Here is a 13,061-nt window from a genome sequence, read left to right on the forward strand (position 1 = left end):
TTATGGCACATTATATTATCCAAGTCATTGCATTTCAATTGGTTTTTTTGCTCATTTATGATACCGTTTTAAAGAAAGAGACTTTTTTTAATTGGAACAGGGGCTATTTAATGGTTTCTGCCTTCATATCGGTAGTTGTTCATTTTGTTAAAGTAGAAAAATTCAAGGAAGTCATTCCCCAACAATTTATCATCAATCTCCCAGAAGTTGTAATTGGTAATACAATACCAAGCGAACCAACAAATTTGCAATTAGAGTCTTTTGTGGTGGAATCTAAAACGTTTTGGACCTGGGAAACCATGCTGTATGTAGGTATGGCAATAGCAACTCTTTTATTGGTTTTTAAAATGGCTAAAATAATATATATGCTATCTCAAAATCCTAAGAGTAAATTGGGGAATTTGTTCATTATAAAACTGCAAAACAGTAATGCTGCCTTTTCATTTTTCAATTATGTTTTTTTAGGAGAACGATTAGAAAAAAACGAAAAAGAGGCTATTTTAAAGCATGAATTCATACATGTTAAGGAAAAGCACAGTTTAGATTTATTGTTTTTTGAAGTGTTGCGTATTCTATTTTGGTTCAATCCTCTAATATATATGTACCAAAACAGAATAATAACGCTTCATGAGTTTATTGCCGATGCGAAAGCCATTGAAAATGACGATAAAGCAAGCTATTACCAAAACCTGCTCACACAAGTTTTCGAAACTAAAAATATATCATTAATCAATCCATTTTTTAAACAATCATTAATCAAAAAACGAATCGTTATGTTAAGCAAATCAAAATCAAAACAAGTTAACTTATTAAAGTATGCCCTATTAATTCCAATGGTATTTGGGATGTTGGTTTATTCATCTTCTTATGGACAAGAAAAATCTAAAAATATAGATTTGAGTCAATTTAGCTACACTGTACAAGTTGATGCTGATAATGCCATTGTCAAGGATAAATTCCAAAAATATAGTACATTTTTAAAAGAAAACCCAGATTATGTTGGATGGGCTATTTATGATGAGAAAAAGAAAGAAGCAAGTTATTCAATTCATCATAAAAATGAAGCTGTGCCAGAGGACTATGAGAAAAATGAAATTGTTTATGCCGACGGAAGAAAAGGAATAGAATACAATTATTTTATGCTTGATGAAGATGCTAAAAGTAAACGAGAAGCGGAACTTTTACTACTGAAAGAGAAATATCTGGACTCCATAGAAGTGCCGTTTGCAGTTATAGACCAAGTACCAGTATTTCCAAGTTGTGAAGGTTTATCAAATGAAGAACAACGAAAATGTATGTCTAGAAGTATTTCAGACCACGTGAACAAAAACTTTAATATTAATATAGCAAAAGAAAATAATTTGGTTGGCAAACAACGCATCAACGTTATTTTTAAAATTGATGCAGAAGGTAATATTGTAGGTGTCCGTTCTAGAGCGCCACACCCAATTTTGGAAGCTGAAGCGGTTCGTGTTATTGGAACTATGCCTAAAATGATTCCTGGCGAACATAAAGGCAGAAAAGTAACAGTGCTTTATTCTTTGCCAATAGTTTTTCAAATAGCTGAAGATAAACCTTTACCAGAAAAAGAATGAATAGAATAGTCTTTTTGTTTTTAGTATTTATATTAAACAAAACCGAGGCTCAAACTTCGGTTTTAATCATTGCTGATAGCTTATATGCAAATGGGAATTATTCAAAAGCTATAACCCAATATAAGTTGTTTCAAAACCAAGCCGATGTGTATGATAAAATTGCAAGATCATACGTAGCAATTGGAAATTTTGATGAAGCTTTAAAAAATTATAAAGCGAGTATAGAAGTAAAGCCCCATGATGCATTATTAAAATATGATTATGCAAGGTTGCTTTTAAGTGTTAAAAAATATAAAGAGGCTTCCATACTTTTTAATGATTTAATACATGTCGATTATAATAACCCAAATTATCATTTCCAATTAGGACTTGTATTAGAAAAACTAGAGGATGATTCAGCAATCAACCGCTTTATATCAGCCTATAATTTAGACCAAACACATCAAAAAGCAATTTATAAAATTGCGCTATATTATCTTCAAAACAAAAAATACAAATTAGTAGACAAATACACCAACACAGGTTTAGAAAGCTATCCTAATAATGTTGAACTTATAAATTTAAAAGCCCAAAATTTCTTGTGGCAAGAAGAATTTGAAAGCTCAGTAATTTGGTTTGAAAAATTATTGGAACTTGGAGAGTCCAATCAGTTTATTTATGAAAGTTTATGCTTTTGTTATGCCAAAATGTTTAAGTATAATAAAGCTATTGAAAATGGATTAAATGCATTAAAATCTGAGCCTAAAAATGTTAATAACCTATATATTCTGGGAAATCTGTATTATGAAAATAACGATTTTGTAAATGCGGAGAAATATATTAAACGCTCATTAGAGTTAAAAGATGTGCCTCTAGATGCTGAATATGCAAAACTAGCAACTGTATTGAATCAACAAAAAAAGTATGAAGAAGCCATTGTTGCACTTAATAAAGCACTGAAAGAAAATCCCGGAAACGCAGAAACAGAATTTTTTTTATTGATTACAAAAGATAATTATTATGCTGATTTAGATGTTCGAATTAAAATTCATGAAGATTTTAAAAAGAAGTTTCCAACAGACCATTATTCTGAATATATTGATAGCCGAATAAAAAAGCTTAAAGAAGAAAAATTTATTAAGGAAGGGAAAAAAATGGATTAAAAACCAAAAAAATCGTACTTTTCGCCTTTAGTTTTAGTCTATGAAAAAAATTTGGATTTTTCTATTTATCTTAATGCTCCAATCATGCGAGTATTTCAATGTGAAAAAAACATCTTCAGAAGCTATTTTAAATGAAGAGTTACAGACTTTTAATTGGAACGATGTAGATGTGTACCCGTCCTTTTCTATCTGCGATTCTTTAGAAACAAAGGATGATAAAACGGCGTGTTTTACTGAAGTTTTAACCAATCATATTTTAAAATATCTGGAAAACGACTCCATTGTTGTAACAAAAGATGTAAACGAGACCATTTACCTCCACTTCCAAGTTTCTGAAACGGGCGTTTTATCGCTTTCAGATGTGAAACTGGACAGTCTTATTGTTCAAGAAATACCAAACCTGGAAAATTTGATCCATTCAAGTTTAGATTCGTTGCCCAAAATATTTCCCGCTACAAAACGCGGTCAGCAAGTTAAAACCGAGTTTGAATTGCCCATTATTATTCAAGCCAATTAATGTTATTGGTCTCAAAAAAAATTAGACACGAATTACACAAATTTTCACGAATCTTTCATTAGTTGAAAATGTACTCGTTAATGATGTTTTTGAATTTTACCAATTTAACAGGCTTTCAGTCTGTTTTACTTTTTAAAAGTACGCCCTTTCCATGTGTAGCTTGAAAAAACCGAAATGCAGGCAACGTAAACACTAAAAAAAGGATACAGTAGAAACCCAACGATAAAGCTTCTTAAAACACCTTTCTGATTAAAAAATAGGGCCGATTTATAGATTAAAAAGAAATCGATATTGAATTTTATAATCACTAAGTACAAGAATATTTTCAGGTTGAATGCTCCCAAAATAGTCATTAAAAGAGTAGAAATCATTAAAGCATTCATAAGCAAAACAATAAGCCCAGTAAACTTGCCAAACCCATTCTTGTAAGCACTCGTTTTTGCTGCCCAACGTATTCGTTGCGATACTAATGTTTCCCAAGTTGGCTGGGAATGGGTTAATACAATGGCGTGTTCGCACTTTAAATGATGCACTTGCTTAGGGTATTTTTTTACGGCTTTTTCCAATAGGAAAATATCATCGCCACTTGCGGTATCTGTATTGCCCTTAAAACCATTCAATTCGTTGAACAAAGCTTTTTTGTACGCAAAGTTAGCACCATTGCATAAAAAAGGTTTGTTAATGCCAAAACCACCTATGGTTGCTCCTTGTAAACTCAACATATCAAGCAATTGGAACCGGTTTAAAAAGTTGTTTTCTGCCAAATAGGTTACAGGAGCCGCAATGCAGCCGGCATTGTTTTTTTGAATGTAAGTATCAAAGCAATCCAACCAATATTTAGGTAATTTACAGTCGGCATCGGTGGTAACAATCCATTCATTTTTGGCGTGTTGAATGGCTATTGAAATAGCATCTTTTTTTGGGGAATTGGAGGTTCTTTGGTTTTTTAGAATTGAAATATTCGGTTGATTGCCTAAAGATTTATTTATTGTTTCCACAGAATCATCCTCAGATGCATCATCAACAAAAATAACTTCGAATAATTCCTTAGGATAATTTAAGGATGGAATGGATTTTAACAAACCCGGTAAATTTTCAGCTTCATTTCTAAACGGAATAACTACTGAAAATTTTGTTTTGGAAGGTAAATCTTCAAGTTTAAAAACGCTGATTTTATCAAAACCAAAAGCGAAACTTCCTATTAACAACAGATAAACTAGGGTAATTGTTATGCTTATTAAAATCATGGTTTAGTTCTTTGGAGATTTAAAATTCAACACAAAATAGCTTCCTATAATACTAGGAATCACAAAATTAAACAACCACATAATGGTTGTAATACTTATAACGGTTACCGGATTAACGCCCACATAGCTAAATAAATAAATGGCAACACCACCTTTAACGACCACATCGAAAATAAAAATAGTTGGTATGATGGATGCCAATAAATACATGGAGGTAATGAACGCCATAGCATGTAAATAAGGAATGTCTATTCCAAAAATGGCTAATAAATAATAAAATTGAAATGAAAAAACAAGATACCGTAATAGCGATAAGCAAAACGCATAGAAAATTATTTTTTTAGGATAATTTAAAATGAAACCTTTCAGTTTTTCCAAAGAAAACCCTTTAATAGTGAATTTTGTTTTCCGCAATACAAAAACCATTAAGGTTATAATAAATGCTATAAGTGTTAATGTCAGGAATATTTTAGAATAGTTCAATGCAATAGGGTATGCAGAAATAAAAAACCATAGACCAATAATACCTAAAATTACCGTAACACTCATTTGCAAAACGTTGCTAAGTAAATTAATAAGCAGGATGCTTTTTCTAAATTCTTTGGTATAATGCATGGCTTTGGCACCATATTCACCAATTCTATTGGGCGTAAATATAGAAGCGGTTAACGATCCTAAACTTTGTTCGAGTGCACTTTTAAATGAAATTTTCCTGGTTACCGATACTAATTTATGCCATTTTAAAATTTCGAAAAAACAGTTAAAACCAGTTAAAACCACTAAAAAAACGATGATTTTTAATGAAAAAAGATTGTTTTTGTTTAAAAAATCAATAAAACCCGAATATTCAAAACTGCTATTTCTTGTCAGTTTTAGATAAATAAAATAAAAAGCAGCAACAACGATGCTTATTTTAATAAGCACAAAAAAGAATTGTTTAGTTTTGTATGGCAACGTATTCATCATAAACCCAAGCTGCAAATTAAACCAATATTCTGGTACCATATCAAATAGCGTTCATTAATGAGTAAAGAAAAGATCATTTTAGGTATTGACCCTGGAACAACCATTATGGGTTTCGGACTTATCAAGGTTGTTGGAAAATCCATGGTTTTTTTACAGCTCAATGAACTGGATTTAAAAAAATATGAAGACCATTACCTAAAACTAAAGCTCATTTTTGAACGTACCATAGAACTTATTGACACCCATCACCCCGACGAAATTGCGATTGAAGCGCCTTTTTTTGGCAAGAATGTACAAAGTATGTTAAAACTCGGGCGCGCGCAAGGTGTTGCTATGGCAGCGGGCCTGAGCAGGGAAATCCCCATAACGGAATACTCTCCAAAAAAAATAAAAATGGCGATTACCGGCAACGGAAATGCCAGTAAAGAACAGGTTGCCAAAATGTTGCAAAGTCTATTGGGCTTAAAAACCTTGCCAAAAAACCTCGATGCAACAGATGGATTGGCGGCAGCGGTGTGCCATTTTTATAACGCAGGAAAAGTGGAGATAGGCACCAGTTATTCTGGGTGGAGTGCTTTTGTGAAACAGAAAGCCCCCCCCGCCCCCAAAGGGGGAGCAAAAGCGCAGACTGTTGTTAATCTTCGTAAAAAATCAAAATAAATTCTTATAAACATTTCAAAATGGAAAGCGATTATAAAAAAGCCCCCTTTGGGGGTTTGGGGGCTATTTATATACACATCCCATTTTGCAAACAAGCATGCCATTATTGCGATTTTCATTTTTCGACTTCATTAAAGAAGAAAGATGAGTTGGTAAATTCACTGGTAAAAGAATTGGTTTTACGCAAGGATGAATTTAAAAATCAAACCGTTGAGACCATTTACTTTGGAGGAGGCACCCCAAGTTTATTGACGATTGATGAATTACGGTTTTTGATTGATACCGTATATAAGAATTACCAAGTTGCCGATAATCCAGAAATTACGTTAGAAGCCAATCCAGACGATTTAATTCAATCTCAAATGTCACCTCGAGCGCTCCCGATGGCTATCGGGACGAGAGGTCTCACAAGTAATTCAATATATGAAAATTACCTAAAAATCGGAATCAACCGCTTATCCATCGGCATCCAATCATTCTTCGAAGCCGACTTAAAACTCATGAATCGCGCTCACAATGCCGAAGAAGCAAAAGCCTGTTTACAAGAAGCCACAAACCATTTTGATAATATTTCGGTCGATTTAATCTATGGAATTCCCGGATTGACCAATGAAAATTGGATTAAAAACATAAACACTGTTTTAAGTTACAATATTCCGCATATTTCGAGCTATGCGTTGACCGTAGAGCCTAAAACAGCTTTGGAAACTTTTATTAAAAAAGGCATCATTAAAAATGTGGATGATGAGTTGGCGCAAGAACAATTCCATATTTTGATTGAAAAACTAGAGGCTTCAGGCTTTGTTCATTACGAACTGTCAAATTTTGGAAAGCCCGGTTATTTCAGTAAAAACAATTCGGCATATTGGCAAGGAAAACCCTATTTGGGTATTGGACCTTCGGCACATTCGTTCAACGGAAACGAACGTGGTTGGAATGTGCGAAACAATTCAAAATACATAAAAGCTTTAGAAGAAAATATACTTCCCATTGAAACTGAAACTTTGTCAATTACCGATAAATACAACGAATATGTTATGACGGGTTTGCGAACCATTTGGGGTGTTTCTTTAGAAAAAGTGGAGCAAGATTTTGGACTTCATTATAAAAAGTATCTTTTAGAACAATCCCAAAAACACATAAATGAGCATTTATTGTATCTTGATGATGATAAATTACTCGTAACTAAAAAAGGAAAATTTTTAAGTGACGGAATTGCTTCCGATTTATTTATGCTGAACTAATACCAATTGAAAAAGATGCATTCTTATAACTTCGGAATTAACGGGTCTGAACAAACCTTTTTGATGGTATGGGTAGTAAGGAATTGAGAACTTATCAACCTATAAAGAAAAAAAATTAGATGAAGTTGTTAAGCTGTGTAACGCAGAAACCTTTACGGGTTTTTTACGTATCTTAGGACTGTGTACCTCTATTACTGTCAATTTTTGTGTGCAACCAAGCAATCATTTCATCAAGATAATTTTCTATAATACTCCAAACAATCCCATGGTCAATCCCAAAATAATCATGGTCAATCCTATTTCGAAACCCTCGTAATCTCTTCCATTCAATCTCTGGGTTTCTTTCCCTGAAATCTGGGTCAATACGATTTGCTGCCTCCCCAATTATTTCAAAATTACGAACAACTGCATCAACTGTTTTGTCATCTGCTAAAAATGAATTATAATCAAGCCCTTTAGTATATAGCTTAATTTTTTGCGCTGATTCCAACATATCCTCCAATAACAATATTGTATCACGCCTAGACATAAATTAAATCTGAATCAATTGAATTTAAATATTTTGTCTTAACACCATTTTTTGAAACCAAATCCACCTTAAATCCAACAATATTTTCCAATTCCTCAGCTAAATCAACAAATCGAATGCCTATCTGGTCTGAGAACTCCACAAGAATATCCAAATCACTGGAATCTTTTTGCTCCGTGCGCGAATAAGAACCAAAAATAGCCATTGACTTTATAGGATAGTCACGAAATAATCTGCTTTTATGACTACTCAATGTGCTTTTTATTTCCTTTAGGGTTTTCATAGTTCAAAAATACCGCTTTTTAATCTATCAAACAATCACAAATAATCAGGATTTGTATTCTCATTATTGCTCTGCGGAGGCATTATCTCTAACTTTTGGCAGTAGTAACTTAACAGCAATTGGCATAACACCCATTACATAGACAATATATTATGATTTTTGGATATGGTCTAAAATATTTCGATAATTTTAAACATACACATTTAGGGAACATAGGAAAGCAATGATGGAGATTTCAACAGATAAAAGCAAACTCCAAATTGAAGTGATACATCAATTTTTAACCGAGACTTATTGGGTAAAGGGAAAACTATTGATGAAGTCAAAAAAAACAATGGATACTTGTTTGTGTTTTGGCGTTTATTTAAATACAAAACAAATTGGTTTCGCCAGAATAGTTACCGATTATACTGTTTTTGCTTATTTGATGGATGTGTTTATTTTACTGGAGCATGGAGGTAAAGGCCATTCAAAACAATTAATGAAAGTTATTGATGATGAGCCGCAACTTAAATCGTGCAAAACTTGGATGCTAAAAACCGCTGATGCCCACGAATTATATAAGCAATTTGGGTATTCTGAATTGAAGCATCCCGAAAAAGTGATGGAGCGTTTAATAAGGGTTTCTTCCTTTCGGGAAGGTTAGGATGGAATTATGGACATAGAACAACTACGCGACCATTGTATTAGAAAGAAAGGTGTTACCGAAGACTTGCCTTTTGATGAAGACACGCTTGTGTTTAAAGTATTGGGTAAAATGTTTGCCTTAATTGGGTTGCAAAAGTGGGAAGCAGCCGAGAAAGCCATCAATCTAAAATGCGACCCCGATTATGCCGAAGAACTACGGGCCGAATATGGCAGTATCCAACCCGGTTACCACATGAGTAAAAAACATTGGAATAGCATTTATATAAACGATGGCGAGTTGCACCCTAAATTCATTTTAGAACTTATAGACCATTCTTATGATATGGTTGTAAAAGGCATGCCCAAAAAATTAAGGGACACATTATAATGTAAACGTGAATTCTATTTAAACAAGAATAATAATATCTGGTTACCGATCATATACGTATTAGCGAGCGTTCTGTGCAAAAAATGGCTAGGGATCTTGGTTTAGATTTGAATATAATACGATGGATATCAATAACTTAAAAAAGACGCCAATGGTGGAAATAATTTAATTATCAATAAACAGAAAATCCTAATTTAAAGTATGTCCGCCTTTTTCCCCAGTTCTTATTCTATAGCCTTCATGGATGTCGGACACAAATATTTTACCGTCGCCCACTTCTCCTGTTGCGGCCGATTTAAGAATGGCTTGTATGGTAACTTCTTCAAAATCATCATTAACAACTATGGACAAATATCTTCGTTGAATATCGCTGGTACTGTATGAAACCCCTCGGTACACATGGCCTTCCTTTTCGTTTCCTGAACCCGTAACATCCCAATATGAAAAAAAATTTACTCCCACGTTGTGCAGTGCCTCTTTCACTACTCGAAACTTGGATTTTCTAATAATCGCCTCAATTTTTTTCATAATAACCCTTTTTAATTGTTTATTTCAAAATTAAAGAATTATTGGCAACAATTTGTAACAGAACTCATTTAAACTTTTGCTTCTGCATTGTTTATTGTAAATTGGAATTTTCCCTTTCTTTGTGTAACTTCGTGTAAAACTCTGTGCCCCTTTGTGTAAAGGCTATATTGCAAAGCCGCACAAACAAACAAAGAGTTTCACGAAGTCGTTTTTTTATTAAAAAACCCTTTTCAACATAGAGTAGACTTTTCCAATAGGCTAAAAAAAAATCAAAAGAGTTCTAAAATAAAAAAGGATGTTTTATCATCAATAGACAAAACATCCTTTAACACTAACTAAACTTGTTATTAATGCTCATTCAACCTAAAGTCCGGATAGGCATCCATACCGTGTTCATGGGCATCCAATCCTTCTAATTCTTCTTTTTCGGAAACGCGTATTCCCATGGTTTTCTTAAGTGTAAAAATGATGATAAATGCCGATAGCAAACAGAACGCAGCATAAGAACCAACACCTATCAATTGACTTATAAATTGATCTATTCCAGCCAAATTGCCAAAAATACCTACCGCTAAAGTTCCCCATATACCACATATTAAGTGTACTGCAATGGCGCCAACGGGATCGTCTAATTTTAATCTGTCAATAAAAGCTACGGCAAACACAATAATTGCTCCCGCTATAGATCCAATTAAAATAGCATCGGTTGGGCTCATTTGGTCTGCACCTGCAGTAATACCTACCAATCCACCTAAAATACCATTTAAAAACATGGTTAAATCCAGGTTTTTGTACATGGCCGTAGATACCAACATAGCTACAACACCGCCAGCTGCAGCTGCTAAACAGGTAGTTACTAGGGTTAATGAAGTTAACCCAGGATCGGCAGAAAGCACCGAACCACCATTAAACCCGAACCATCCCAACCATAAGATCAAAACACCGGCAGCTGCCAATGGAATATTATGCCCAGGAATCGCCTGAGGTTTTCCTTCTTTAAACTTACCAATACGTGGGCCTAATAAACAAACAGCCACCACTGCTGCCCATCCACCTACAGAGTGCACCAAGGTAGAACCTGCGAAATCGTAAAAAGGAGTTTCTAAAGTTTGCAAAAAACCTCCGCCCCATTTCCAAGATCCTGCAATGGGGTAAACCAAGCCTACATATATGATTGTAAAAATCATGAACGGTACAATTTTAACACGCTCAGCAACCGCTCCAGAAACAATGGTGGCGGCCGTAGCGGCAAACATACCTTGGAACAAGAAATCGGTCCAGTACGTATAGCCTTCGTTATAGGTTAAATCCAAAGTACCCTCGGCGGTTAATGGCGAATCCAGACCGAATCCGGCAAAACCTAAAAATCCGTTAAACTCTCCTGGATACATTAAATTGAACCCTACAAAACCGTATAAAAGCAACCCAATGGTTATGATAAAAATATTTTTGAATAAAATATTTATGGTGTTTTTTTGTCTTGTCAATCCTATTTCCAAGAATGAAAACCCTAAGTGCATAAAAAACACCAATGCTGTACAGATCATCATCCATACATTGTTTACTGTAAGTAATTCCATAATATTATTTTTGTTTAGATGGTTATTATTTTAAAGTGTTGCCGCCTTTTTCTCCGGTTCTTATTCTGTAACTTTCCTTGATATCAGACACAAAGATTTTACCGTCGCCAACCTCTCCTGTACCAGCAGACTTAAGAATAGCCTTTATGGTAATTTCCTCAAAGTTATCATTCACTACTATTGAAAGGTATCTGCGCTGAATATCGCTTGTACTATAAGATATACCACGGTACACATGGCCCTCTTTTTCATTACCTATACCAGTAACATCCCAATAAGAGAAAAAGGTAACGCCAATTTCGTGTAGTGCTTCTTTTACAACGCTGTATTTTGATTTTCTAATAATCGCTTCGATTTTTTTCATAATTAATTGTTTTTATAAAATTAGAATGAATAAATAGCTGCTAACACAAATGACCCTAAACTTTTTGTTGGAGCTAGATCATTATTTATAAAAGCATTTTCACTTGCAGAATCCAATCTTAGTTCTGGCTTGATGGTAAGGTTATCAATAATGTAGCTTCCTGTTAAGGTAAATTCAAATACATTTCCATCCCCGTCTGTATCGTATGCGCCTATACCGCCCGCACCGCCTTCAGTCTCTGCAAAATATTCAGCCCTCAAACCAATTGAGAACGAATCAGAAGTTGCAAGTTGGGGGTATATGGCGGCACCATAAAACGCAGGGCCATCCAGATCTGCATAGGAAAGATTCAATCCCAAATGGAAAGCATCCGAAACGTCAAAACCTCCCGTATAGTCAATTTGGAACGTATTTGAAGACCCTATGAAATTTAAGTATTGGCCTGAATACCCTAACTGTGCACCATAGTGGTAGTCACCTGAAGGATTGAACTCTGTCATATCCGTTGGGTTCAAAAGCATTAACCCCAAACTGAAATCTTCAGACAATGCAAAATCCGCCTTTAGGCCCGTATGGCTAAACGGCCCATAGGAGAATAAGTAAGATGTACTGTAGTTAAAGTTGCCAACAGGAGAAATAACTTCATATCCTAAAAAGGTGTTGAAGTTACCAAATGTAAGTTTTACAGATTCACTTACATTCCAGTACACAAATAATTGGTTGATTATTTGGGAGCTTCCACCAAATGTACCTTTTAAAGACTGGTACATAGGAGAGCCAAAAACAGCATCTTCCCCTCTTGGGCCAAATACCAAATCGGCAACAAAACCAACTTTTTCGCCTTCATAGGAAGCAACAACATTTGCCATGCCTAAAGCAAACCCAGGTAAATTTGCAAATGATGATCCTGGCGCGATAAAGTTTTCATCATTTGGGGCATTTAAATTTGCTCTATAATAAGCATCTATGCTACCACTTAATGTAAATTTTGCTGCTTCTACTCCTTCTTGGGCAAATAGAACCGAAGCCATAAAAAGCATTGAAAGTGTAATTAATCTTTTCATAATGTTTTAATTTTTAAGTTAATATTTTATTGGTTTTTGTTCCTTAGGAATGAAGCAAATCTATGTAAAAAGTTTTAACCCCCATAAAAAATGGGGTGGTTTAGTCTATTTTTATTGATATTATAGTTTTTACCCTATTTTTTTATGGGTATTATGTTATTTAAGTGGTTTTTTGATTTTTTAACAAATCAATTCATTGAATTATTGTCAGTATTTTCAAATTTTTAATGCTATTATTTTGAGTAATAAGAAGAATTCTTAATATTAATTCATATATTCATATTTATTACTACTTATTATGTATTGAATTTTTATTAATATATCCCT

The 13,061-nt window shown here is 34.0% G+C and carries 15 protein-coding genes; 7 read left to right on the plus strand and 8 right to left on the minus strand.

What is annotated here, in order from left to right; all coding sequences use genetic code 11:
- Nucleotides 1-2 precede the first annotated feature (2 nt).
- From ACU1LP_RS10830 to ACU1LP_RS10840, 3 genes are all read left to right on the plus strand, one after another.
- Complete coding sequence (locus ACU1LP_RS10830; protein ID WP_445736265.1) at nt 3-1,595, plus strand: M56 family metallopeptidase; 1,593 nt, start codon at nt 3-5, stop codon at nt 1,593-1,595.
- Between the two features lie 14 nt (nt 1,596-1,609).
- Entirely contained in the window at nt 1,610-2,737 is a 1,128-nt protein-coding gene (locus ACU1LP_RS10835) for a tetratricopeptide repeat protein (RefSeq protein ID WP_445736266.1), read from the plus strand.
- Between the two features lie 100 nt (nt 2,738-2,837).
- On the plus strand, nt 2,838-3,254 hold the full coding sequence (locus ACU1LP_RS10840) for a hypothetical protein (protein ID WP_445734196.1): 417 nt from the start codon (nt 2,838-2,840) through the stop codon (nt 3,252-3,254).
- A 125-nt stretch (nt 3,255-3,379) separates the two neighbouring features.
- Here the strand turns inward: ACU1LP_RS10840 and ACU1LP_RS10845 are convergent, their stop codons facing one another.
- Complete coding sequence (locus ACU1LP_RS10845) at nt 3,380-4,501, minus strand: glycosyltransferase family 2 protein (RefSeq protein WP_445734197.1); 1,122 nt, start codon at nt 4,499-4,501, stop codon at nt 3,380-3,382.
- Between the two features lie 3 nt (nt 4,502-4,504).
- Nucleotides 4,505-5,467, minus strand: a complete 963-nt coding sequence (locus ACU1LP_RS10850) for a lysylphosphatidylglycerol synthase domain-containing protein (RefSeq protein ID WP_445734204.1) — start codon at nt 5,465-5,467, stop codon at nt 4,505-4,507.
- Nucleotides 5,468-5,524: 57 nt separating this feature from the next.
- On the opposite strand from ACU1LP_RS10850, the gene ruvC reads away from it, so the two are divergent.
- Together ruvC and ACU1LP_RS10860 are read left to right on the plus strand one after the other, a co-directional pair.
- Nucleotides 5,525-6,127, plus strand: a complete 603-nt coding sequence (gene ruvC, locus ACU1LP_RS10855; RefSeq protein ID WP_445734198.1) for a crossover junction endodeoxyribonuclease RuvC — start codon at nt 5,525-5,527, stop codon at nt 6,125-6,127.
- 56 nt (nt 6,128-6,183) lie between these two features.
- Entirely contained in the window at nt 6,184-7,371 is a 1,188-nt protein-coding gene (locus ACU1LP_RS10860; RefSeq protein WP_445734205.1) for a coproporphyrinogen-III oxidase family protein, read from the plus strand.
- Between the two features lie 172 nt (nt 7,372-7,543).
- On the opposite strand, the gene ACU1LP_RS10865 is transcribed toward ACU1LP_RS10860, so the two are convergent.
- Nucleotides 7,544-7,900, minus strand: coding sequence for a HepT-like ribonuclease domain-containing protein (locus ACU1LP_RS10865; protein WP_445734199.1), 357 nt, complete (start codon nt 7,898-7,900; stop codon nt 7,544-7,546).
- Nucleotides 7,893-8,183, minus strand: a complete 291-nt coding sequence (locus ACU1LP_RS10870) for a nucleotidyltransferase family protein (protein WP_445734200.1) — start codon at nt 8,181-8,183, stop codon at nt 7,893-7,895. Before ACU1LP_RS10870 ends, ACU1LP_RS10865 begins: the two co-directional genes overlap by 8 nt.
- Before the next feature lie 223 nt (nt 8,184-8,406).
- Here ACU1LP_RS10870 and ACU1LP_RS10875 point away from each other — a divergent pair, with 223 nt between their 5' ends.
- The gene (locus tag ACU1LP_RS10875; RefSeq protein ID WP_445734201.1) at nt 8,407-8,829 is read left to right on the plus strand and encodes a GNAT family N-acetyltransferase; all 423 of its coding nucleotides are present in this window, start codon (nt 8,407-8,409) and stop codon (nt 8,827-8,829) included.
- Between the two features lie 9 nt (nt 8,830-8,838).
- Nucleotides 8,839-9,198: an MmcQ/YjbR family DNA-binding protein gene (locus ACU1LP_RS10880; RefSeq protein ID WP_445734202.1), complete on the plus strand. Its 360-nt coding sequence runs from the start codon at nt 8,839-8,841 to the stop codon at nt 9,196-9,198.
- 189 nt (nt 9,199-9,387) lie between these two features.
- Here the strand turns inward: ACU1LP_RS10880 and ACU1LP_RS10885 are convergent, their stop codons facing one another.
- From ACU1LP_RS10885 to ACU1LP_RS10900, 4 genes are all read right to left on the minus strand, one after another.
- Entirely contained in the window at nt 9,388-9,726 is a 339-nt protein-coding gene (locus tag ACU1LP_RS10885; protein WP_445734203.1) for a P-II family nitrogen regulator, read from the minus strand.
- 347 nt (nt 9,727-10,073) lie between these two features.
- Nucleotides 10,074-11,306, minus strand: coding sequence for an ammonium transporter (locus ACU1LP_RS10890; protein WP_445736267.1), 1,233 nt, complete (start codon nt 11,304-11,306; stop codon nt 10,074-10,076).
- A 25-nt stretch (nt 11,307-11,331) separates the two neighbouring features.
- Complete coding sequence (locus tag ACU1LP_RS10895) at nt 11,332-11,670, minus strand: P-II family nitrogen regulator (protein WP_445734968.1); 339 nt, start codon at nt 11,668-11,670, stop codon at nt 11,332-11,334.
- A 20-nt stretch (nt 11,671-11,690) separates the two neighbouring features.
- Nucleotides 11,691-12,734, minus strand: coding sequence for a porin (locus ACU1LP_RS10900; RefSeq protein WP_445736268.1), 1,044 nt, complete (start codon nt 12,732-12,734; stop codon nt 11,691-11,693).
- Nucleotides 12,735-13,061: the final 327 nt, after the last annotated feature.

The organism is Mariniflexile sp. (assembly GCF_052728615.1).

Bases quoted from the DNA above. Each gene is read 5' to 3' on its own strand.
- ACU1LP_RS10880 (WP_445734202.1), top strand. From the start codon at position 8,839: ATGGACATAGAACAACTACGCGACCATTGTATTAGAAAGAAAGGTGTT.
- ACU1LP_RS10830 (WP_445736265.1), top strand. From the start codon at position 3: ATGGCACATTATATTATCCAAGTCATTGCATTTCAATTGGTTTTTTTG.
- ACU1LP_RS10900 (WP_445736268.1), bottom strand. From the start codon at position 12,734: ATGAAAAGATTAATTACACTTTCAATGCTTTTTATGGCTTCGGTTCTA.
- ACU1LP_RS10895 (WP_445734968.1), bottom strand. From the start codon at position 11,670: ATGAAAAAAATCGAAGCGATTATTAGAAAATCAAAATACAGCGTTGTA.
- ACU1LP_RS10885 (WP_445734203.1), bottom strand. From the start codon at position 9,726: ATGAAAAAAATTGAGGCGATTATTAGAAAATCCAAGTTTCGAGTAGTG.
- ACU1LP_RS10850 (WP_445734204.1), bottom strand. From the start codon at position 5,467: ATGATGAATACGTTGCCATACAAAACTAAACAATTCTTTTTTGTGCTT.
- ACU1LP_RS10845 (WP_445734197.1), bottom strand. From the start codon at position 4,501: ATGATTTTAATAAGCATAACAATTACCCTAGTTTATCTGTTGTTAATA.
- ACU1LP_RS10875 (WP_445734201.1), top strand. From the start codon at position 8,407: ATGATGGAGATTTCAACAGATAAAAGCAAACTCCAAATTGAAGTGATA.
- ACU1LP_RS10890 (WP_445736267.1), bottom strand. From the start codon at position 11,306: ATGGAATTACTTACAGTAAACAATGTATGGATGATGATCTGTACAGCA.
- ruvC (WP_445734198.1), top strand. From the start codon at position 5,525: ATGAGTAAAGAAAAGATCATTTTAGGTATTGACCCTGGAACAACCATT.
- ACU1LP_RS10865 (WP_445734199.1), bottom strand. From the start codon at position 7,900: ATGTCTAGGCGTGATACAATATTGTTATTGGAGGATATGTTGGAATCA.
- ACU1LP_RS10870 (WP_445734200.1), bottom strand. From the start codon at position 8,183: ATGAAAACCCTAAAGGAAATAAAAAGCACATTGAGTAGTCATAAAAGC.